This window comes from Variovorax sp. Soil_C_17, assembly GCF_057657265.1.
In genome coordinates this window covers 87,749-108,556 of record NZ_JBDGIT010000002.1, presented here as the reverse complement: position 1 = coordinate 108,556, position 20,808 = coordinate 87,749, and the positions used below count along the sequence as shown (strand labels likewise).

Genomic DNA, 20,808 nt, shown 5'->3' with positions numbered 1-20,808 from the left:
AGGATCGTGCAAACATGCGCAAGGATCCTGCAAGCCGGCGAGCGCCGGGCCGGGGCTACCCGCGCATCAGCGGGTCACGGTCACCTGGGCAGCGGGCGTACTTCGCGCAGCAGCGCATACACCGCATCGTCCGGTGCCGCACGGCCCACGGGCTGGCGCATGCCGAACAGCGCCTCGTCGCCGAGCGCCAGCTCCGGCCGCTGCCGCTCCTCGATCCAGTCGTACACCACCGTCCTTGCGGCGATGCGCCACTCGCCATCCCGGCGCTCGAAGCGATCGACGTAGCGGCCGCACAGCAGGGTCTGCACCGTCGCGCCGGCCGGGGCCTGCAGCGCCAGGAAACAGCTCTCCACCGCGGCGAGCCCGCCATGCAGCTCGATGCAGATGTTCGACACCTGGTGCACGCGCCGGCCGCCGCCGCGCAGGCGTTGCAGGGCCTGCTCGATGAAGCCGGCGGCGCTGCCATTCCAGGCGCCGTGGCAGTCCGTGGCGTCCTCCCAGTAGGCGGAACGCAGGGCAGCCTCGTCGGCGCGGTCGATGCCGCGGCAGTAGCGGTACAAGCACTCGCGGATGGCCTCGCGGTCGAGCAAGGCCTGCAGCGGCTCTTGCGCTGCCGAGCTCATGGCGCCGGCGTCGCCGCGCGCTTGAACAGCTGCACGACGTTGCCTTCCGGGTCGCGCAGCGAGAGGACCGCGCCGTGCGCGCCCATGTCGCGGATGCCGAGCACCTGTCCGCCCGCACCGGCGATGCGTTCCTGCGCCGCGGCGAAGTCCTCCACCTCGAACACCATCACGAGCCCGGAAGTCGCAGGCGTCGCCTCTTCACGGCAGGCCAGCGCCACGCTGGTGTTGCCCACGCCGTACTGGAACCAGCGCTCCTGGTCGCGGAACTTCAGCTGCAGCCCCAGTGCGGATTCGTAGAAGGCGTGCAGCTCGGCCGGACGTTCGGCCACCACGTACACGTTCTGCAGGCGCTTGGGAGGAGTGGCGCTCACAGCGAGGTCTCCGAGGCGCCGCCGTCGAGGCGCAGCACATCCGCATTGATGAAGCGCGCGCCGTCGCCGGCCAGGAAGCAGATCGCGTCGGCGATGTCCTCCACGGTCCCGAGCCGGCCGAGCGGCGTGCGCGCGATGCGCCTGGCATCGAGCTCGGCGTTGCGGTGCTTGGCCGTGCCCTCGGTGGGCACCGCGCCCGGCGCCACCGCGTTGACGCGGATGCGGCGCGCGCCCAGGTCGGCCGCCGCGGCGCGGGTGATCCCGAGCACGCCGGCCTTCAACCCGCTGTACACCACCGAGCGCGCCGGCGACTTGAAGGCGGCGATGGACGCCACGTTGACGATCGAGCCGCCGCGCTCCGGGTCCATGGCCTCGGCGGCCGCCTGGATGCCCCAGATCACCGATTTGAAGCCGATTTCCACCATCCGGTCCATCACCTCCGGCGTGATCTCCGCCAGCGGCTGGTAGCGCACCCAGGCCGCGTTGTTGACCATCACGTCCAGGCGCCCCGCCTCGCGCGCAAAGCGCAGCACGGCCTCGCGCATGCCGTCGCGGGTCGAGACATCGCCCGGCACCGCGACCGCCTTGCCGCCGATCCGGCGGATTTCGGCGGCGGTGTCCTCCACGAACTCCGGCTTGAGGTCGTTCACGCCGACGGTGGCGCCCAGCCGGGCCATCTCGAGCGCGGTGGCACGGCCGATGCCGTGGCCGGCGCCGCTGATGAAGGCCGCGCGGCCTTCCAGGGATGCATTCATGGTTTGTCTTTCGTTTGCGGCACCAGCAGCGCATCGAGCGCGAAGGCGCCCTGCCCTTCGTCCAGCACCACCAGGGGATTGATGTCGATCTCCGCGACGGCATCCGCATGCCGCGCGGCAAAGCGCGAGAGGCTCGCCACCGCATGCGCGGCGGCTTGCACGTCCGCACGCGGCCGGCCGCGCGCGCCGTCGAGCAGGGCGAAGGCCTTGAGCGAGCGCAGCATCGCGGCCGCCTGCGTCTCGCTCACCGGCGCCAGCTGCAGGGCCACGTCCTTGAACACCTCGGCGAAGATGCCGCCCAGGCCCACCATCACCACCGGGCCGAAGACCGGGTCCTTCTTGGTCCCGAGGATCAGCTCCGTGCCGCCGCGCGCCATCTGCGCCACCAGCACACCGTCGATGCGGGCCCGCGGCGCCTTCTGCGCGACGCGCGCCAGCAGCTCGTCGTAGTCGTGCAGCAGCTGCGCCTCCGATCCGACGCCGACGACGACGCCGCCGACCTCGGTCTTGTGCGCAATGTCGGGCGAGACGATCTTGAGCACGACCGGGAAGCCGATCTCGCGCGCTGCCGCCAGCGCCGCGTCACGGTTCGATGCCGTGATCTCCCGGAGCACGGGAAGCCCGGCCTGCGCGAGTGCGGCCTTGGCGCCGGCCTCGTTCGCAAAGGCCTCGGCGGACAGCGCGTCCTTCGGTGCCGGCACCGCCTCCGATCGAAGCGCTTCGCCCCGCGTGCCGAGCCGCACCAGCGCCGCCAGCGTGGCGCAGGCCGCATCGATGGTCTCCACGGTCGGGAAGCCCATCCCGTGCAGCTGGGCCGCCACCTCGCGCGGCGGCTTGCAGCACAGCAGGACGAGGCGCGAGGGATGGTCCCGGCGCAGTTGCTCCAGCGCGGCGATGTAGACGTCGCGCAGCCGCGGCAGTTGGAAGGCATAGGCGGACTGCAGGATCAGCGCATCGCAGGACTCGTCGTCCGCCACGGCGGACAGCGCCTGCACCAGCAGCTCCGGACGGCTCGACACCTGGGCCGTCATGTCGACCGGATTCGCTGCCGATGCGAAGGGCAGCGCGGCGACGATGCGCTCCTGCGTGCGCGCCGAGAGCTTCGGCAAGGCCAGGCCGTGCATGCTGGCGGCATCGGCCATCAGCACGCCGAAGCCGCCCGAGGCGGTCATCAGCGCCGTGCGGTTGCCCTTCGGCGCGCGGTCCGCGCCCACCACCGAGATCGCGTGGCCCACTTCCAGCAGCTGCTCGATGCTGGGCACCCGCAGGGCGCCGCCGTTGCGCAGCACCACGTCGAACACGGCGTCGGAACCCGCCAGCGCGCCCGTGTGCGATGCGGCCGCTTCGCTGCCCGCGGCGGAGACGCCGACCTTCAGCACCACCAGCGGCTTGCCGGCCTCGCGCGCCATCGCCATGGCGCGCAGCAGCTTGGCACCATTGCGGCAGGTTTCCATGCAGCACAGGATCACCGAGGTGCCGGGGTCGCGCGCCAGCGAGGCGATGGCATCGGCGATGTCGACGTCGCATTCGTTGCCGGTGGTGAGCAAGCGGCTGATGCCGATGCCGCGCTCGGCCGCGAGCCGCATGGTGTAGCTGCCGAGGTTGCCGCTCTGCGACACGATGCCCACCGGGCCCGCGGCGGGCAAGGCCGACTCCAACGCCACGGAGAAGGTGGCGATGCTCTTCTCGGGCACGCCGATCGAGCCCAGGCAGTTGGGGCCGACCACGCGCATGCCCGAGCGCCGGGCCACCTCGCCGATGGCGCGCTGGAGCCGGGCGCCCTCCTCGCCCATCTCGGAGAAGCCGGCGGTCAGGATGACCGCCGCGCGCACGCCGCGGGCGGCGCACGCCTGCACGACCTCCAGCACGCCGTCGGGCGGCACCGCCACCACGGCCAGCTCGGGGACTTCCGGCAGCTCGCCCACGCCGGCGTAGGCGCGCAGCGATTGCACCGTGCCGCCCTTGCGGTTGATGGGGTAGATCGCGCCGGCGTAGCCGTACTTCTGCAGGAACTGCAGTGGCCGGCCGCCGATCTTGGTCACGTCGTCCGAGGCGCCGAAGATGGCGATCGAGCGCGGCTTGAACAGCGCGTCGAGGCCTCTGCCTGCTTCGGCGACATCAGCCACTTCAGACACCGGTGCCACCTTGTCGAGTTCAGCTGCGCCCATGTTCAGCGACCTTTGTAGACCGGCTTGCGCTTCTCGAGGAAAGCCTGGCGGGCCTCCTTCGCGTCGTCGGTCTTCGACAGCGCCATGGTGAAGTTCTGCTCGAAGCGATAGCCGTCGCGCTGCGGCATCAGGTCCATCATGTTCGCGGCCTGCTTGGCATAGGCAATGGCGACCGGGCTCTTCGACGCGATCTCCTGCGCGATCTGCATCGCCAGCGGCATCAGCTGCTCGGCGGGGACCACTTCGTCCAGCACGCCGCGGCGGTACATCTCGGCAGCCGGAACGCGCATGCCCGTGAAGAACATGCGGCGGGTGAAGGAGCGCCCGACCATGGTCCTGAGCATCGACACGCCGCCGGCCAGGCCGACGTTGATCTCGGGCATCGCGAAGCTCGCGTCCTCGGAGGCGAGGAAGATGTCGCAGGCCGCCATCAGGCCCATGCCTGCGCCCAGCGCCGGACCGTTGACGGCCGCGATCACCGGCTTGGCGCACTCGCGGATCGCGTTGCCGGTCTCGCGCGTCAGGCGGTTGTGGCCGAGGAAGTCGCCGGCCTTGTCCGGATCGGGACGGTCCTTGAGATCGGCGCCGGAGCAGAAGTACTTGCCGGTGCCGGTGAGGATGGCGACGCGGATGTCGCTGCGCTCGGAGATCTCGTCGAAGACCTCGATCAGGCGCTGCCGCGTTTCGCGGGCCAGTGCGTTCACCGGCGGCTTGTCCAGCCGTACGACGGCGATGAATTCGGAAACTTCGAGGCTGACGCTCATCGTGAACTCCTGGAAACGTGGGAAGCGGCGAGGTCGCGCTGCGCGCCCTCGGGGTCCTGGGGTGCGAGCAGGCGCGCGGCATGCGCGAGGCGGTCGCCGTAGCGGAACTCGGAAGCGAGCAGGCGCTGGGCCAGGCGGGTGGCCAGCACCTCCTCGCTCACGCCCATGCCGCCGTGCATCTGGATCGCGGCCTCGGCGCAGGCCCGGGCGGTCTCGGCCAGCGACACCTTCATCAGGCCCAATGTGCGGCGCAGGCCGGCGGCGCCGGTTTCGTGTTCGTGGAAGGCGTGCATCAGCAGGCCCCTCGCGCCGAGATAGCGCACATACATGTCGGCCGTGCGGTGGCGCAGCACCTGGAAAGACGAGAGCGCCACGCCGAACTGGCGCCGCTCCTTCAGGTGGTTGACGGTCTGCTCGATGAGCGTGGCGAGCGCCGCCACGGTGTCGGCTGCCGTCAGCAGGAGGGCGGCGTCCTGGGCGCGCAGCAAGGCGTCCTGCGCCGCGGCGCCACGCGCGAGGCAGGCGCCGGCGGGCACGGCGAGCTGCGCCAGGCCGAAGTCGGCGGTGCGCCGGCCTTCCATCGTGCGGTAGGTGGCGGCGGGCGCGAGGCGCTCGGCGTCGACGAGGAAGATCGCCGTCTCCTGCGTTCCCTGCAGCACCGCGGGCACCAGGTAGTGGGTGGCGGCCCGCGAGACATCGACGCCCCGCGCGTCGCCGGAGAGCGCAAAGCCGATGTCGAGCTGCTGCGCCTGCAGGGCGATGTCGTCCAGGGGCGCGGCCAGCGCGGTCAGCGGCGCGATCGTGGCGCTGCCTTCGCACACGGCCTGCAGCCAGCGCGCGGCGGCTTCGGGCTGCGCTGCCTGCAGCAGCAACGGGGCGATGGCGCAGGCCTCCACCACCGGCAGGTGCAGGCCGTGCGTGGCCAGGCCCTCGACGATGGAGGCGAGATCGGCCAGCGTGCCGCCGGCACCGTCGAGTTCCTCGGGCACCAGCGTGCAGGCCCAGCCCATCTCGGCGATCGGGTCGGCCTCCGCGAAGTCCTGCGCCGTGGCGTGGTCCTGGGCAAAACGGCCGGCCGCGTCGAGCAGCATGCCGGGGAACAGGGGATTGAAGGAGGTAGGCACAGGTCAGGCTCCGAGCAGTTCGTGGGCGACGACATTGCGCTGCACTTCGGAGGTGCCGCCGGCGATCGTTCTTGCCCGGGTGAACAGGTAGTTCTGCACCCAGGTCGCCCCGGGCTCGCCCTCGCCCGCGTCGGCGAGGAAGCGATGCGCCGCGTCCGGCCCGACCGCATCGAGCGCGATGGTGGTCAGCCGCTGCGCGACATCGCTGCACAAGAGCTTGAGCGTCGACGGCTGCGCGCCGAGCGGGCGCTGGTGCATCAGGTCGTCCGTGGCATCGGCCAGCACGGCGCGGGCGCCCTTCAGGTCGGCCTCGGCCAGCAGCAGCCGGTAGCGCAGGCTGCCGAAATCCCGGCGCCCGGCGCTGTCCCTGGCGGCCTCGTCCACCACGCGGGCGACCTGCCTTCTCACCAGCTCCAGCCGCGAGACGCTCGCAGGCGGCAGGCGCTCGCGCTCCAGCAGGTACTTGGCGCAGGTCCAGCCCTTGCCTTCCTCGCCGATCAGATTGGCGGCGGGCACGCGCACCTCATCGAAGAACACTTCGTTGAGGTGGTGCCAGCCGTCGATGGTGCGGATCGGGCGCACCGTGATGCCCGGGGTGTCCATCGGCACCAGCAGGAGCGAGATGCCCTCCTGCTTCTTCGCCTCTTTCGAGGTGCGCACCAGCATGTAGATCATGCTGGCCTCGTGCGCGTGGGAGGTCCAGATCTTCTGGCCGTTGATCACGTAGTCGTCGCCGTCGCGCCGGGCGGCGGTGCTGAGCGAGGCCAGGTCCGAGCCCGAGCCCGGCTCCGAGTAGCCCTGGCACCACCAGTCGGAGCCATCCAGGATGCGCGGCAGGAAGCGCGCCTTCTGCTCGGGCGTGCCGAAGCGGATGATGACCGGGCCGATGTGGCCGAGGCCATGGTGGTACAGCGGCGGGCACTCCGCCTCGGCCATCACCTCCTCGAAGATCAGCCGCTGCTTCAGGTCCCAGCCGGTGCCGCCGTATTCCTCGGGCCAGCTGGGCGCGCCCCAGCCCCTGGCGTTCAGGACCTGGTGCCAGCCCAGGTACTCGCGCTTGGTGACCTTCTGGCCCGCGGCCACCACCGCGCGGATTTCCGGCGGACAGGCACTGCGGGCGAAGTCTTCCAGCTCGCGGCGAAAGGCGGCGTAGGCATCCGCCTCGGCGCCGGCGGCGTCGGTGTTCGACATGGGGTCTCCTGTGAGTGTGGTTGTCTATCGGGCTTCGGCGGGCGCGGCGTCCGTGCCGGCCTGCGCCTCGCTGCCCTTGCGCAGCTTGTCGATCAGCTCGTCGAGCGCGGCGGCGGCACCGTCCGCGTCGCGTGCCCGCAGGCAGCGCACGACCTTGCGCCGCAGCGGAAACAGGTCCGGCCGCGGCCGCACCGGAACATGCGTCATGCGTTCGCGCAGCACGGTGGTCATGGTCTGCGCCATCAGCGTGAGGGCCTCGTTGTGCCCGGCGGCGGCGATCGCGGAGAAGAAGCGGCTGGCCGAGTCGATGCGCTGCGCGAGCGTGTCGGTGGCCTGGTGCGCTTCTATGTCGTCGACGGCGGCCTCGATCGCATCGATCTCGCCGTCGCTGGCGCGCTCGCAGGCCAGTCGCAGCAGCGTGCCGTACAGCGTGCGGTAGGCCTCGTCGATGTCGGGCGAGCCGAGCCGCCCCTGGACCACCAGGTTGCGCAGCGACTCCGCCAGCATCATGTAGGCGCCCTTGTAGAACACCAGGGCCTGGTCGGCCGGGCCGCTGCTCATGTGCCTGACCTCGCCGATGAAGACATGATGGTCGCCAGCCTCGTGACGGGCATGGAGGCTGCATTCGAAGCTGGCCAGGCAGTCTTCGACGATGGGCATGCCCAGCGGGCCCGCGTGCCAGGCCACGCCCTCGAACTTGTCCGCGATCTTGCTGGAGGCGAAGCGGCCCGACAGCGCATCCTGCCGCTGCGACAGGATGTTGATGGCGAAGCCCTCGGCCTCGGCGAAGGTCGCCATCAGGCGGCTTTCCTTGCGCAGGCTGAACAGCACCAGCGGCGGTTCCAGCGAGACGGAGCTGAAGGAGTTGCAGGTCAGGCCCACGGGCGTTCCGTCGGCAGCGCGCGTGGTGATGACGGCGACACCGGTCGGAAAGCAGCCGAGCAGCTGCCGGAACAGCGCCGGCTCGATGCCATCGCGGTGCAAGGTCGTGCAGGTCATGGCGCAGGCCCTGGCGCCTCAGGCGGCGGCGGCTTCGATGGCCGGCTCGGCCACGTGCGGCGGGTCGTTGGCGATCTCGCGCTGCACGGCGGGCATGATGACCTTGGCCCAGAGTTCCAGGTGCTTCAGCATGGTGGGATGGTCGAAGTCGCCCATCTGCGTCTGGAAGCAGTAGTGCACGGGCTTGATGGCGCGGATCTCGCGCACCACCCGCTCGATCACCGTGTCCACCGGGCCCACGGGCAGGAGGGCACGCATCTCGTCGAGGGTCGGCTCGCCGTCCACCATCGTCTCGGCCACCTGGTAGTCCTCGCCGATCTGCGCCGTGCGGCGCTTCAGGCTGAGTGCCACGCGCCGCTGGTAGCGGGCGCAATCGAGGTAGCGGTCGACCTCGGCCTTGTTGTCGCTGGCGTAGGCCGCGCGCAGCACGCCGACCGGCACCTGGGCCGGGTCCTTGCCTTCGCCCTGGGCCACCTTGTCGATCAGGGCGCGGGTCGCCTGCAGCTTCTCCACCCCGCCGTCGCCGCCGGAGACGAACACGTGATGGCCGCCACGCACGGCGCGGGCCAGGAAGGTCGGGTCCACGCTGGTCACCCACAGCGGCGGCATCGGCTGCTGCACCGCGCGCTGGCTGATCGCGCTTTCGGGCTGCTGGTAGAACTGGCCGTCGTAGGCGAACTTCGGCTCCTTCAGGCCCAGCTCCAGCATGTCCAGCATCTCCAGCGTGCGCTGTTTGGAGGTCTCCAGCGAAACGCCGAAGCGCTCGAACTCGAAGTGCTGGTAGCCGGAGCCGATGCCCAGGTTCAGGCGGCCGTCCGACAGCTGGTCCACCATCGCGACGTCGGCGATCAGGCGGGCCGGGGTGTACAGCGGTGCGACGACAATGCCGGTGCCCAGGCGGATGTTGCGGGTGACGGCGGCGCAGTGCGCGATCATCGTGAGCGGCGACGAGCACATGCCGTAGTTGCTGAAGTGATGCTCCGCGAACCACGCGCCGCCGAAGCCCAGTTCGTCCGCCAGCCGCGTCTGCTCCACGGCATCGCGCAGGATCTGGTGGGAGGTCTTATGTTTGTTTCGCTGCTGCATCAGAATGAAGATTCCGAAATCCATCGCCGGGCTCCTTGTTGGTTGCGTGCGGTCGATGGTAGGAGTGGGGTGCCTCTCATGTTCACCACGCCGCGTACACCTTCTTTGCGATTTCTGAAATGAAGGCCCTCGACTCGCTGCGGATCTTCGTGACGACGCTGCGCAAGGGCAGCCTCTCGGCCGCGGCGCGCAGTCTCAGCCTTTCGCCCGCGACCATTTCGCGCCGCATCAGCGCGCTGGAGGAAGAGCTGGGCGTTCAGCTGGTGGACCGCACCAGCCGCAATCTCAAGGTCACCGAGTCGGGCAAGGCCTTCCTGGCGCGCGCGGAAGTGGTGCTGGAGGCGATGGCGGAGGCAGAGGAGGCGGCGCGCAGCTCCAAGCTGCTGCCCGAGGGCCGGCTGCGCATCCACTCGCGCACGCAGATCGGCTTGCGCGTGATCGCGCCGCTGCTGCCGCGCTTCGCCCAGCGCCATCCGGACATCCAGCTGGAGTTCGAACTCTCCGAACACCCGGTGAACCTGGTGGAGCAGGATTTCGACATCGACATCCGCACCGGGGAGTCGAACGATTCGAGCTTCGTGATCAAGCGGCTGCTCAGCAGCGACGAGGTGCTGGTGGCCAGCCCGTCCTTCATGAAGGTGCACAAGCGCATTCGCCACCCGCGCGACCTCACGCAGGTTCGCTGCCTCACCTACCGCCGCGAGCACGAGGCCACCACCTGGAAGTACATCGACGAACAGGGGCAGCAGCAGGTGCTGGCGATCCAGGGCGTGCTGAGCTCGAACAACGGCGAACTGCTGCGGCTGGCCGCGATCGGCGGGATGGGGATTGCGCTGCTGTCGGAACCCACCGTGCGCAGCTGCATCCAGGACGGATCGCTGGTGCGGCTCCTGCCCGAGCACCGGTTTGCGGTGCGGGCCTTTTCCAACGGGATCTACGCGGTGTTTCGGCAGAGCCGCACGCTGCCCTTGAAGGTGCGTGCCTTTGTGGACTTCATGGCCGATGCGCTGCGCGAGGGCGACGCGCCATCTTGAAAGATCCAAGAAATCGGTCGGCCACGCCGTAGGGCCGCACCGGCGACCGCTCAAATCTGGTGTTTTCTGACGTCGCTGCCGTTATTGCGGAGGTGGCGCACCAGAATCCGGCCCTTCAAAAACAAGAAGGGCCGGTGTGATGAATGCCAGGGGAGGCTTTCTTCCGACGCCCAGGCCGGAAGGAAGAACATGAACAAGCACCTTTACAGGGTGGTCTTCAATGCTGCGCGCGGCCTGCGCGTGGCGGTGCAGGAGACGGCCAGGAGCGCGGGCAAGGCCGCCGGCACAGCGCCCGCGATCGCGGCGGGCGCTCTTTTCGGCGTGCTGGTGGCGCTGCCCGGCCAAGCGCAGATCGTGGGCGCACCGGGCGTGGCGCCGGGCCTGCGCCCCACCGTGCTGGTGGCACCCAATGGCGTGCCCCTGGTCAACATCCAGACCCCCTCGGCCGCAGGCGTCTCGCGCAACCTCTACCACCAGTTCGACGTCCAATCCCGCGGCGTCATCCTCAACAACAGCCGCAGCAATGTGCAGACGCAATTGGGCGGCTGGGTGCAGGCCAATCCTTATCTGGCGACCGGGCCGGCGCGGATCATCCTCAACGAGATCGTGAGCGGCAACCCCACGCAGCTGCGCGGGGCCATCGAGGTGGGCGGCCAGCGCGCCGAGGTCATCGTGGCCAACCCGGCGGGCATCGCCGTCGATGGCGGCACCTTCGTCAACGCCAGCCGGGCCACGCTCACCACCGGCACGCCTCAGCTCGATGCCGCCGGCGGCCTGGACGGCTACGTGGTGCGCGGCGGCACCGTCAGCATCGAGGGCGCCGGCCTCGATGCCAGGAGCACCGACTACGCGGCCATCCTGGCACGCGCCATCAAGGTCAACGCGGGCCTCTGGGCCAATGAGCTCAAGGTGGTGACCGGCGCCAACCAGGTCTCGGCCGATCAAGGGCAGATCAGCCCGGCCACCGGCACCGGCAGCGCGCCCGTCTTCGCACTGGATTCCTCGCTGCTCGGGGGCATGTACGCCGGCAAGATCACGCTCAGCAGCGCATTGGTCAGCCCGTCGCGCAACTCGTCCTCCAGGCTCGTGCCGTTGACCGCACTGCGCACCACCGCCGATGCCGCGCCATCGATCAACTGGCGCTGCAACTGGTCCGTGAACCGGGCCGAGCCGTTGGTCGCATCGGCAACGTTCTCCGGCAGCAGGCCGGAAGTGCTCAGCCCCTGGACGACACGGGCGAGCGCCTGGCCATCGATGCCGGCGGCAAGCTCGACCTGCTGACGCAAAGCACCAGCAGTGCCATGCGCCGCCAGGAGGACGACAACGATGCGGCCTTCTCCTCCGCCTCGGGCAGTGGGCGCACGGACGAGACCAGCCACTACAACCGCTTCGACGTCAAGGACCTGAGCATCAAAGCCGCCGGCGGGGTGAAGGCGCAGCTCGGCCAGAGCGACAGCCTGGCGACGCTGGCGCAGCAGCCGGGCATGGGCTGGGTGAACCAGCTCGCCAACGACCCGGCGTTCGTGAACAGCGTCGAGTGGCAGCGGGTGAAGGAGGCGCACGATCGGTGGTCCTATCACCAGAGTGGCATGGGGCCGGTGGGCGAAGCTCACCCCGGCGTTCATCAGCGCCGCGTACTGGGCATCGTCGCTGTCGAAGCCATCCAGGTAGCGGGAGCCGGTCAGCTGCGCCACCTGCTCGCGAATCAGGCGCTGCTCGTAGAACCCGTCGCCCAGGCGCTTCTGGACCCGATCGGGGTCGCTGCCCAGGGCGTTGAGCAGATAGTCGCTGGACAGCCACTGCCGGTACCTGGAACGACGCAGGTCATCGAGGTGCCGGCCCGGGCGGACTGGGAGATCCAGCAATACATCACTTCGAACACCACCACAGGTGGCGGCACAAACGGGGTTCCGCCTTGGACGCCGTATGCAGTCAGTCGGGACGCAATCGCTCCGATCAATACACCATCGATCGTATCGACAGCCAAATGTGCAAATGGGAGCCTGCCATGTATATCCGGCGTGGGTGTTCAACAGAACACCCCTCTGACAGCCCAGCAGCGACAGGCTGTCGGGGCTTACTTCGGAAAAATGAGTACGGATTACCAACGCGCAGCAGCTTTGGCGACAGCGACAGGGAACGTACCCGTGACCATGTCGTTTGAAATCGCGGCGGGTGTAGCCGGATTGCTTGAACAGGCCTTTTCGCCCAGCGCAGGAAAAGTGCTGGTCGATACGGTTGCCCTCGATTTCGCTGCCAAAGTGTTTTCGGAACGAACCGGCACCCCCCTTTTTCTGGTGAATGAGATCGTCGAGCGAGAAATAAAACCAAAATTGCAGGACATGCGAGACTGGATCGATTCTTATATTGGAGCAAAAAAATGAAACTCAGATTGACTGATTTGGCCGTTATTACGGGCGTGATGCTGATAATTGGGCCTTGGTTGTTCAAAATTCCCGTCAATTACTTTGTGTATTTTGGCTATCTCGTGGGGACGGTTCTTTTGTCCATTGCAGGGTACGACGCTCAAGCTCGAATGCTGAAGCGAGGGCATCCGGGAGAAGATTTGCTTCAATCTGCATGGATATGGATCAAAAGCCTATTTAAAATCCACCAAGATCGTTAGATTGAATGCAACGGATGATCCATGCCTTCACCGCATGCGCCCTTAATCGAATCTGATCTCGCGACAATTTTTCTGCTTGTTGGGCTGAGTCTTGATTTGGGCCTTGGCTCTTGATCAACAACCCAAGTCGTCGGGCGCGGCTGATTTCTGTGAAATGAAACGCAAAGCGCAACCACTGCAACTACTCCTGGCTCATGGAAAACCAACAGACCTCGGGGCTGTTCTGTTCTTGAGATGGAAGTTGCCGAGAGAGAAATCAAGCCACGGCTTCAAGACGCCAAAAATCTCATATATGACCCAATCCGAAGAGGCTCACAATGAGAAAAATTTTGTTTGACGTTGCTTTGCTGGTAGCTTTGGCCGTTGGCTTGGGGCCCTGGCTTCTGCTCCATGCCCCGAGCCGCGTTTGGTATTTTTTTTCCGTGATTGCAGGATTGTTTGTTGCTGTATTGGGAATGGGCTCTCAGATGGAGCAGCTCGGACAGCGAAACACGGGGGAGGAATTGCTCAGATCGGTATGGTCATGGGTCAAAGATAAGGTCAGGAGTTCTCGGTGATAGTGCGCTGGTGTGACCAACTCCGGTGGCAGTCTCCCGGCTGCTGCAGGGCACGACTTGAATCTCGCGGGCGCGCAGATTAAGGCGCGGGTGAAGGGCAAAGTGTTTTCGGAACGAATCGCCTCAGATTGACCGATTTAGCCCTTTTTGCGGGCGTGATGCTGATATTTGGGCCTTGGCTGTTAAAAATTGCCATCAATTATCTCGTGCATTTTGGCTATCTCGTGTGCAACGGTTCTTTGTCCATTGCAGGGCACGCGCAGGCTGCGGGCAACAGGTGGGAACATCGCGGCCCCAAATTGGCGCTTATTGCAGGCTTTTCTTGAATAGCAACATCGAAAGCGGGCCAAAGCCGAATATCGTGTGGGGACCTTACTCGATTAATCGCCAACGGGGCAACCCATCGTGGCATTTGCTGCACGATACCGTATTCGGTTCCACTGACCCTCGAAGGACAAGTGGGGGTTCAAAATATAACAGCAATTCGTGGGCCGCCGGCATTTTTAGATCAGCGACAGGATCTGTACCCGCGTATGATTTCAGTCCATATATTGCATTGCTGGAGGAGCACTGACGCTCATAGTTCCTTTCGCCCTCATTCTGGTCCTTCTTTTTGTCTCCAAGGTCAAAAATTTCACTCCTCGCTGGACAATGATCGGGGCGGTATTGTTTTCATTCTTTATTGTTTTGTTTTTCCCTCCTTTTTTCTTTACGGGAAGCCTGATTGGATGCGTGATGGCAGGGGGCAAGACATGCATGTAATCCGTTGCCGTCGCAAGCAGTATCTGTTCGATGAAAAAATCATAATTCCACTCATCGCAGCCGGTGCGCTCGTCTACTCTGCACGCCTCTACTACTCGCAAATCTTCAACGGACTCTGGTTTGATATTGGGTTCGACCGCTGGGGTATGGTTGGCTCCTGAGACCCAAAAAAAAACGCCGATGTATTACGTCGACGCGCCAGTCATCTCGACCGCTAACACCGGAGTACCGGCTCAGCGTCCGTCCGCGAAACGATCCGGCGCCACGCCGCCCGCAGGCAACCCACTCACCTCGAACACCCCACCATCCTGCGCCCGCTCTCCCGCAAGGTGCGTGCTCCTGGAGATCGACGTGACAAACGCCACGTCAAGCCGCGGACCGCCGAAGCACAGGCTGGTCGGGTAGGTGGCCGGCAGCTCGACCAGGCGGTCCAGCCGGCCGTCGGGCGTGAATCGGGCCATCTTCCCGATGCGTGGCAGCACCGTCCAGACGAAGCCCTCGGCGTCCACGGTCGCGCCGTCGGGGCCGGAGCCGAACTCTTCCGTGTGCACGAAGACGCGCCGGCTGGAAAGCGGCGCGTCGGGCGCGTAGTCGTAGGCCCAGATCGTGCGCACCGTGCTGTCGGCCACATGCAGCGTGCGGCCGTCGAGGCTGAAGCAGGGGCCGTTGGTGAGGCCGATGCCGTCGGCGATCTTCTCCACCGAGCGGTCCGGCCGCAGCCGGTACAGGCCGCCGAGGATGGCGTCGCCCGGCTGGCGGTTGTTGTGCATGGTGCCGGCGATGAAGTTGCCCCAGGGATCGCACTTGCCGTCGTTGAGGCGCACGTCCGGATGGTCGACGTCGATGCTCGCAAGCAACTCCAGCTCGCGCGTGGCGAAGTCGTAGCGGGCAAAACTGTTCTTCAGCGCCGCAACCACGGCGCCGCTCTCGCAGGGCGCGATCGAGCCGACCGGCGCGGGCAGGCTGTGCTGCTCGATCGCCCGGGTCGCGGGCCGCATGCGCCGCAGCATGCCCGCCAGCGAGTCGATCCAGCAAAGGACCTCCGCCGGCGCATCCCAGCAAGGGCTCTCGCCCAGCAGGTCTTTCGTGTCTCCAAGTCTTCGAATCTCGACGGTCATGATGATGTCCCGGTGTTCGCGCGTTGCGCCGCAGTGTGGCAACGATCCGGCGCCCGCAGCGCCGCGCCTTGCAAACCAGCTTTGCAGTTGCCGGTCTCGCGCCGCCGCCCCGGCCTCCTAGAGTCCCGCGGATGAACGAACGAGCTGCACCTCCCCCGCCGCCCCTGCAGGGCATCCGCGTCGTCGAACTCGGCAACTACATCGCAGGCCCCGGCACCGCGATGACGCTCGGCGACCTCGGCGCCGAAGTGGTGAAGATCGAGTCGATGGAAGGCGACATGGCGCGCCACACCGGCCACTTCGGCCACGCCATGCTGCGGGCCTACAACCGCAGCAAGAAGTCGATCGCCCTCGACCTGCGACAGCCGCGCGGCAAGGAGGTCGCGCGGCGCCTGATCGCGGGCGCCGACGTGCTGGTGCAGAACCTGCGGCCGGGCGCCGCCGAGGCGTTGGGCCTGGGCGCCGAAGCCCTGCGTGCGCAGCAGCCGGGCCTGGTCCACGTGTCGATCGCCGGCTTCCCGGCAGAGGCGCCTTCGCGGGACCGGCCCGGCTACGACATCGCGGCGCAGGCGGAGAGCGGGATGATGTCGGTCACCGGCGAGCCCCGGGGGCTGCCGCAGAAGGTGGGCGCCACCATCATTGATGCGGCGACCGTTCAGGTGGCGGCGCAGGCGACCCTTGCCGCGCTGTTCCGCCGCGAGCGCACGGGCCTCGGCGAGACCATCCGCGTCTCGCTGCTGGAGGTGGCGCTGAACCTGCAGCTGCCCAACTGGAGCGACTACCTGGTGCGCGGCGTGGAGCCCACCCGCAGCGGCGACGGCCAGCCGATGAACGCCCCGGCGGCCGACATCTTCCGCACGCGCGACGGGATGGTGGTGATCTCGGCCTACGTGCAATCGCACTGGGTGCGGCTGTGCGAGGCGATCGGCTGCCCCGCGCTGGCGTCGGATGCGCGCTTCCTCACCAACGAACTGCGGGTGACCCACCGTCCGGCGATGAAGGAGGCGGTGAGCGCGCGCCTGTCGCACTGCAGCACGAAGGAGTGCGTCGACCTGCTCACGCGCAACAACATCGTGGTGGGCGTGGTGCGCAGCTACAGCGAGGCGCTGGCGGGCGAGGACTTCCGTTCGAGCCGCATGGTCATCGAGGTGGCGCCGAACGGCGAGCGGCCGGGCTATGCCAGCTTCGGACTGCCCTACGAGCTGTGCGACACGCCGCGCCGGCCGACCCAGGCCGCGCCGGCGCACGGGGCGCATACGGAGGAGGTGCTGCGCGAGGCGGGCTTCGGGGCCGAGGAGATCGCGGCGCTGCATGCGTCGGGGGTGGTCAAGGCAGCGCCCGCGGGTGTTCCCAGGTGAAGGCGCATGCGTCCGGCCCGCGTGCACGGCATACAAAGCAGCTTTTCATTCCTTGCACGCCGGCCCACCCTGCCCCGCCCTAGACTGGCCCGGCGCGGCGGTCCCGGTCGGACATGCCGCCATGTCGCAGGCCCCATGAGAGTCAATCAGGAGACAAAAGTGAGCTACAGGAAATTCATCTCCGGCGTGCTGTTCGGACTGTTCGCGTCGCTGGGCCCGGCCCAGGCGCAGCAGCCCATCCGCATCGTCGTCCCCTTCGCCGCGGGCGGCGGCACCGACCAGTACGTGCGCCTCCTCGCGGCCGAACTCACCAAGCGCGGCACGCAGGTCATCGTGGACAACAAGCCCGGTGCCAGCGGCATCGTCGCCGCGGACTACGTGGCGCGGGCCCGCGCGGACGGCAACACCGTGCTGGTGTCGTCCCTGGGCACGCTGGCCAACAACACCATCCTGTACGAAAAGCTGCCCTACGACCCCAAGAAGGATTTCGCGCCGGTCTCGCAGATCGCCTACCAGCCCGCGATCATCGTCGGGCGGGCCGACCTGCCCTACAAGAACATCCGCGAGATGGTGGCCTATGCCAAGGCCAACCCCGGCAAGATCAACCGGGGTTCGCCGGGCGCGGCCATCCTGACCAACCTCGCACCCCTGAGCTTCGAGAAAAACAACGGCTTCAGCACGACCCACATCCCCTTCAACGGCGATGCCCCCGCGGTGCAGGCGCTGCTGAGCGGCGAGATCGACATCCATGGCACCTCCATCACGGGCTCGCTGCCCCATGTGCGCAGCGGCAAGCTCCGGGTCCTGGGCGTGATGGACAGCAAGAGGATGCCCCAGGTGCCCGACGCGCCGACCTTCAAGGAACTGGGCTACGACCTCGAGGCCACCCTGTGGTATTCGCTCTCGGTGCCAGCCGCCACCCCGAAGGATGCGGTCGAACGCCTGAACCGTGCCGTCAACCAGGTGATTGCCGATCCGGAGTTCGTCGAGCGCGCCCGGGCCGTGGGCATGGAGCCGCGCGGCGGCAGCCCGGAGGATCTCGCGAAGTTCGTCGACACCGAGTTCAATCGCTGGGTGCCGCTCCTGCAGAGCCTGAACCTGCCCAAGCAGGCGCACTGAGGAGACGCCCGCCGCGGTCGGGTAGTCTCGCCCCCATCGACATGGCAATGGAGGTGGTGGACATGTACCTGGAACAAGGCGGCGAGGGCCCGGACCTGCTGCTCATGCTGCATGGGATGGGCGCAACGGGGGCCGTGTGGTCGCCCCTCTGCAGAGAGGCCGGCAATCGCTGGGCCGGCCGGTGGATCGCGCTGGACTTGCCCGGCCATGGGCAATCCGATCGCCAGGACGCCTACGCGATCGGCCAGACTGCCGCGGCGGTGGCACGCGCCGTCCTGCCGCAAGTCGATCCCGCGGGCCGGCTGGTGGTGCTCGGACATTCGCTGGGCGGCGTGATCGGTCTTGCCCTGGCCACCGGCTGGTTCGGCGTCACGCCGCAGCACGTCTTCGGGGCCGGCATCAAGATCGCGTGGAGCGACGACGAGCTCCGCCGCATGGAGAGCCTGGCCTCCCAGCCCGCCAGGAACTTCTCCACGGAAGAAGAAGCGTGGGAGCGGTACCTGAAGGTCTCGGGCCTCGCGGGGATCGCCGACGCAGCAGCCCCCGTGACCGCGCGGGGCATCCAGCGCAGCGCCGAAGGATGGCGTCTCGCAATGGACCCTCGCGCCCATGCCGTCGGCAAGCCGCCCATGTCGGAGCTGATGGCGCTGGCTCGCTGCCCGGTCCATCTGGGCCGCGGGCACGACGACGCGCTGGTCACGATGGCGCAGATGCGCGCGCTCGACCCCGAGGCCTCGGACCTGGGGCCGCATGGCCACAACGTGATGGTGGAGGCGCCCGCGCGGGTGTGGGACTGGGTCGCTTCGTTCACGTGAAGCCGGTGCGATCGAGCCGTCACCGGATCATCGGAAGCCGGGATGGCCTCGCGCCACCAGGTGCTCCATGAGTGCGCGCGCGGCAAGCGAGAGCTGATCGGCTTCGCGAAAGCACACCACGAACCGGCGTTCGGCCTGAGCCCACCCACTGGGCGAACACACCGCAGCGCTCCTGAAGGAAATGGGCTATAGCGATGCCGACGTCGAAGGCCTACGATCCCGAAACGTCGTGGCATGAATCGCCGCTTTCGCGGACAGGCTTGCAGGACTGAAGGAGACAACATGATTTCGAGACAAAACTTCTCGCGCCGCTCGGTGCTGGCGGGCTCGGCGGCCGCCGCTGTGGCGATGGGCGCGTGGCCTCTTGCCGTGCGAGCCCAGTCCGGCACGGTGCGCTTCATCCTGCCCAACGCCACCGGATCGGGCGTGGACACGATCACGCGGGCGGCGCAACCCGCGCTCTCCAAGGCCTTCAACGCCTCGGTGGTCGTCGACAACCAGCCCGGCGCGGGCGGCGTGGTCGGGCTTCAGGCGCTCGCGCGCTCCGCACCCGACGGGAACACGCTGTCGATCGTGTCGAACAACGTCGTGATCTTGCCCAGCGTGCTCAAGTCGCTGCCCTTCGACATGCCGGGCGACTTCACGCCCATTGCCGTGGTCGGCGCCACGCCCATGGTGCTGGTGGTCAACCCGTCCAGGGTGCAGGCGACCCACAGCAAGGAGTTCATTGCGCTGCTCAAGAGCAAGCCGGGTGCGCTCAACTTCGCCTCGGGAGGCAACGGCACCATCCTGCACCTCGCGACCGAGCTGTTCCTGGAGCAGGCCGGCGTGAGCGCCAAGCACATCCCCTACAAGGGCGTGGGCCCGATGGTGACCGACCTCATCGGCGGACAGGTCGAGTTCGGCACCGCCGCCCTGCCCAGCGTCCAGTCGCACATCAAGAGCGGCGCGCTGCGAGCGATCGGCGTTCTCACGGCACAGCGCACCCCGGCCGCACCGGAGATCCCCACCTTCGCCGAGCAGGGGCTGCCGAATTTCGTGGTGGACGCCTGGTTCGCCGTCATCGGCCCCAAGGGCCTGAGTCCCGCCCACGTGAAGAAGGCGCACGATGCGGTGGTCACCGCTTTCGACGATCCCGCCGTGCGGGAGGCGATGACCAAGCAGGGCAACACGATCTCCATCGGCACACCCGAGCAGGCGCAGGCGACATTCCGCAGCGAGCTGACGAAGTACGCGGCGCTGGTCAAGAAGGCGGGCATCGAGCCGCAGTGACGCCCGTCGCGGCGACGGAGAGGGGATCGATCACTTGACGCGCGCAGTGGCCGATCTCTCCAGGTGCGCGAGCAGCAGCTTCGCCGCCGGCGACAGCTTCTCCGCATCGCGAAAGCACAGTGCGAACCTGCGCCTGGCCCAGGCGTCGGACAGCTGAACCACCTTCACGCCGAAGCTCTCCGCGACCGGCTCTGCAACCTCCCGCGGCACCACCGCGATGCCGAGGTTCGCGCGCACGCAGCGCAGCGATGCGTCGAAGGTGCTGACCACCGCGCGATAGCTGATCGGCCGGCCGATGATCGCCGCCGCGCGTGCCAGCATCGTATGCACCGCGGTGGACGCGGGCAGGCCCACGTGGTCGAACTCCAGCGTTTGCTCGAAGGAGCAGCGTCTGCGGCGCGCAATCGGATGCGAAGGATGCGCGACGATCGCGAGGTGATCGTGGCGGTAGCCGCGCGTCTGCAGCCCCTCCAGGTCGGCGGCATCCCAGCACACGCCGACGGGCGCCACGCCTTCGCGCAGTGCGCGCACCAGGTCGCGGCTGATCGCTTCCTCGATGTCGATGCGGATGTCCCGGTGCGCGGGCACCTGCAGGAAGTTCGCGATGTCGTCCGGCAGGAACTCCGCGATGGAGGACACCGTCGCCAGCACCCGGACCTGGCCCTGGATGCCCTTGCCATAGGCCGCCATGTCGCGCGCCACGCGATCCGCGCCGGCCAGGATCGCGCGTGCGTGCTCCAGGAGGATTTCGCCGGCGGCCGTGGGGATCACGCCGCGCCGGCGCCGTTCGAGCAGCACGTTGCCGACCGAATCCTCCAGCTGCAGCAGCCGCTTGCTGATCGCGGACGCCACGATGTTGTGGATCTCGGCGGCGCGCGCGATGTTGCGGGTCTCGCACACCGTCAGGAACAGCCGCAGGGTGGTCAGGTCGAGATCGCGCATGGATGCCCTTTGACTTTGACGTTCCGACACGGAACGTCCAACGTTCCAATCTACCGCTTTTCTAACTAACTGGGAATCTCTAAAGTCTCCCCCATGGCGCTGCGCCGTGCGCCACACCCAGGAG

Annotated in this window: 21 protein-coding genes and 2 pseudogenes; 9 read left to right on the top strand and 14 right to left on the bottom strand. The window is 67.7% G+C overall.

The annotated features are described in order from the left end of the window. Positions 1–80 precede the first annotated feature (80 nt). The 9 genes from AC3A6Y_RS09150 to AC3A6Y_RS09110 are packed head-to-tail and all read right to left on the bottom strand — an operon-like array spanning position 81 to position 9,105. Positions 81–623: a nuclear transport factor 2 family protein gene (locus tag AC3A6Y_RS09150; protein ID WP_487867918.1), complete on the bottom strand. Its 543-nt coding sequence runs from the start codon at positions 621–623 to the stop codon at positions 81–83. Continuing rightward, on the bottom strand, positions 620–994 hold the full coding sequence (locus tag AC3A6Y_RS09145) for a VOC family protein (RefSeq protein ID WP_487867917.1): 375 nt from the start codon (positions 992–994) through the stop codon (positions 620–622). The genes AC3A6Y_RS09150 and AC3A6Y_RS09145 overlap by 4 nt, the downstream gene beginning before the upstream one ends. Then, positions 991–1,749 (bottom strand): SDR family NAD(P)-dependent oxidoreductase, encoded by a 759-nt coding sequence (locus tag AC3A6Y_RS09140; RefSeq protein WP_487867916.1) that lies wholly within the window; start codon positions 1,747–1,749, stop codon positions 991–993. Before AC3A6Y_RS09140 ends, AC3A6Y_RS09145 begins: the two co-directional genes overlap by 4 nt. Next, positions 1,746–3,917, bottom strand: coding sequence for an acetate--CoA ligase family protein (locus AC3A6Y_RS09135; RefSeq protein WP_487867915.1), 2,172 nt, complete (start codon positions 3,915–3,917; stop codon positions 1,746–1,748). Before AC3A6Y_RS09135 ends, AC3A6Y_RS09140 begins: the two co-directional genes overlap by 4 nt. Positions 3,918–3,919: 2 nt before the next feature. Next, positions 3,920–4,681: an enoyl-CoA hydratase/isomerase family protein gene (locus AC3A6Y_RS09130; protein ID WP_487867914.1), complete on the bottom strand. Its 762-nt coding sequence runs from the start codon at positions 4,679–4,681 to the stop codon at positions 3,920–3,922. Beyond that, positions 4,678–5,805: an acyl-CoA dehydrogenase family protein gene (locus AC3A6Y_RS09125; RefSeq protein WP_487867913.1), complete on the bottom strand. Its 1,128-nt coding sequence runs from the start codon at positions 5,803–5,805 to the stop codon at positions 4,678–4,680. The genes AC3A6Y_RS09130 and AC3A6Y_RS09125 overlap by 4 nt, the downstream gene beginning before the upstream one ends. A gap of 3 nt (positions 5,806–5,808) precedes the next feature. Beyond that, positions 5,809–6,996, bottom strand: a complete 1,188-nt coding sequence (locus AC3A6Y_RS09120) for an acyl-CoA dehydrogenase family protein (protein WP_487867912.1) — start codon at positions 6,994–6,996, stop codon at positions 5,809–5,811. A gap of 24 nt (positions 6,997–7,020) precedes the next feature. Further along, positions 7,021–7,995: a flavin reductase gene (locus AC3A6Y_RS09115; protein ID WP_487867911.1), complete on the bottom strand. Its 975-nt coding sequence runs from the start codon at positions 7,993–7,995 to the stop codon at positions 7,021–7,023. 18 nt (positions 7,996–8,013) lie between these two features. Beyond that, complete coding sequence (locus tag AC3A6Y_RS09110; RefSeq protein ID WP_487867910.1) at positions 8,014–9,105, bottom strand: LLM class flavin-dependent oxidoreductase; 1,092 nt, start codon at positions 9,103–9,105, stop codon at positions 8,014–8,016. Between the two features lie 95 nt (positions 9,106–9,200). Between AC3A6Y_RS09110 and AC3A6Y_RS09105 the strand changes: the two genes are divergently transcribed. Beyond that, positions 9,201–10,115 carry a LysR family transcriptional regulator gene (locus AC3A6Y_RS09105; RefSeq protein ID WP_487867909.1) on the top strand — a complete coding sequence of 305 codons (915 nt, stop codon included), beginning with the start codon at positions 9,201–9,203 and terminating at the stop codon, positions 10,113–10,115. Positions 10,116–10,165: 50 nt separating this feature from the next. On the opposite strand, the gene AC3A6Y_RS09100 is transcribed toward AC3A6Y_RS09105, so the two are convergent. Continuing rightward, entirely contained in the window at positions 10,166–10,306 is a 141-nt protein-coding gene (locus AC3A6Y_RS09100) for a hypothetical protein (RefSeq protein WP_487867908.1), read from the bottom strand. Between AC3A6Y_RS09100 and AC3A6Y_RS09095 the strand changes: the two are divergent. After that, positions 10,305–11,156: pseudogene (locus tag AC3A6Y_RS09095) on the top strand (two-partner secretion domain-containing protein); the annotation flags it as partial. The gene AC3A6Y_RS09100 and the pseudogene AC3A6Y_RS09095 sit on opposite strands and share 2 nt — an antisense overlap. On the opposite strand, the gene AC3A6Y_RS09090 reads toward AC3A6Y_RS09095, so the two are convergent. Both AC3A6Y_RS09090 and AC3A6Y_RS09085 read right to left on the bottom strand, forming a co-directional pair. Further along, entirely contained in the window at positions 11,057–11,740 is a 684-nt protein-coding gene (locus AC3A6Y_RS09090) for a DUF637 domain-containing protein (protein ID WP_487869032.1), read from the bottom strand. The pseudogene AC3A6Y_RS09095 and the gene AC3A6Y_RS09090 sit on opposite strands and share 100 nt — an antisense overlap. After that, positions 11,717–11,935, bottom strand: a pseudogene (locus AC3A6Y_RS09085) (hypothetical protein); the annotation flags it as partial. The gene AC3A6Y_RS09090 and the pseudogene AC3A6Y_RS09085, both read right to left, overlap by 24 nt. Positions 11,936–12,205: 270 nt before the next feature. Between AC3A6Y_RS09085 and AC3A6Y_RS09080 the strand changes: the two are divergent. The 3 genes from AC3A6Y_RS09080 (at position 12,206) to AC3A6Y_RS09070 (ending at position 13,624) form a co-directional block, all read left to right on the top strand. After that, positions 12,206–12,499 carry a hypothetical protein gene (locus AC3A6Y_RS09080; RefSeq protein WP_487867907.1) on the top strand — a complete coding sequence of 98 codons (294 nt, stop codon included), beginning with the start codon at positions 12,206–12,208 and terminating at the stop codon, positions 12,497–12,499. Continuing rightward, on the top strand, positions 12,496–12,741 hold the full coding sequence (locus AC3A6Y_RS09075) for a hypothetical protein (RefSeq protein ID WP_487867906.1): 246 nt from the start codon (positions 12,496–12,498) through the stop codon (positions 12,739–12,741). Before AC3A6Y_RS09080 ends, AC3A6Y_RS09075 begins: the two co-directional genes overlap by 4 nt. Before the next feature lie 685 nt (positions 12,742–13,426). Next, a complete protein-coding gene (locus AC3A6Y_RS09070) occupies positions 13,427–13,624 on the top strand; it encodes a hypothetical protein (protein WP_487867905.1) in 198 nt (65 codons plus the stop codon). 669 nt (positions 13,625–14,293) lie between these two features. Here the strand turns inward: AC3A6Y_RS09070 and AC3A6Y_RS09065 are convergent. Further along, positions 14,294–15,178, bottom strand: a complete 885-nt coding sequence (locus tag AC3A6Y_RS09065) for an SMP-30/gluconolactonase/LRE family protein (protein ID WP_487867904.1) — start codon at positions 15,176–15,178, stop codon at positions 14,294–14,296. A 131-nt stretch (positions 15,179–15,309) separates the two neighbouring features. On the opposite strand from AC3A6Y_RS09065, the gene AC3A6Y_RS09060 reads away from it, so the two are divergent. The 4 genes from AC3A6Y_RS09060 to AC3A6Y_RS09045 all read left to right on the top strand — a co-directional run bounded on the left by AC3A6Y_RS09060 (position 15,310) and on the right by AC3A6Y_RS09045 (position 19,742). After that, complete coding sequence (locus tag AC3A6Y_RS09060) at positions 15,310–16,536, top strand: CaiB/BaiF CoA transferase family protein (RefSeq protein ID WP_487867903.1); 1,227 nt, start codon at positions 15,310–15,312, stop codon at positions 16,534–16,536. Positions 16,537–16,695: 159 nt separating this feature from the next. After that, the gene (locus AC3A6Y_RS09055) at positions 16,696–17,655 is read left to right on the top strand and encodes a Bug family tripartite tricarboxylate transporter substrate binding protein (RefSeq protein ID WP_487867902.1); all 960 of its coding nucleotides are present in this window, start codon (positions 16,696–16,698) and stop codon (positions 17,653–17,655) included. A 62-nt stretch (positions 17,656–17,717) separates the two neighbouring features. Then, on the top strand, positions 17,718–18,470 hold the full coding sequence (locus AC3A6Y_RS09050) for an alpha/beta fold hydrolase (protein WP_487867901.1): 753 nt from the start codon (positions 17,718–17,720) through the stop codon (positions 18,468–18,470). Between the two features lie 282 nt (positions 18,471–18,752). Beyond that, a complete protein-coding gene (locus AC3A6Y_RS09045) occupies positions 18,753–19,742 on the top strand; it encodes a Bug family tripartite tricarboxylate transporter substrate binding protein (protein WP_487867900.1) in 990 nt (329 codons plus the stop codon). 30 nt (positions 19,743–19,772) lie between these two features. Here AC3A6Y_RS09045 and AC3A6Y_RS09040 read toward each other — a convergent pair whose 3' ends face one another. Further along, positions 19,773–20,684, bottom strand: coding sequence for a LysR family transcriptional regulator (locus tag AC3A6Y_RS09040; protein ID WP_487867899.1), 912 nt, complete (start codon positions 20,682–20,684; stop codon positions 19,773–19,775). Between the last annotated feature and the right edge of the window lie 124 nt (positions 20,685–20,808).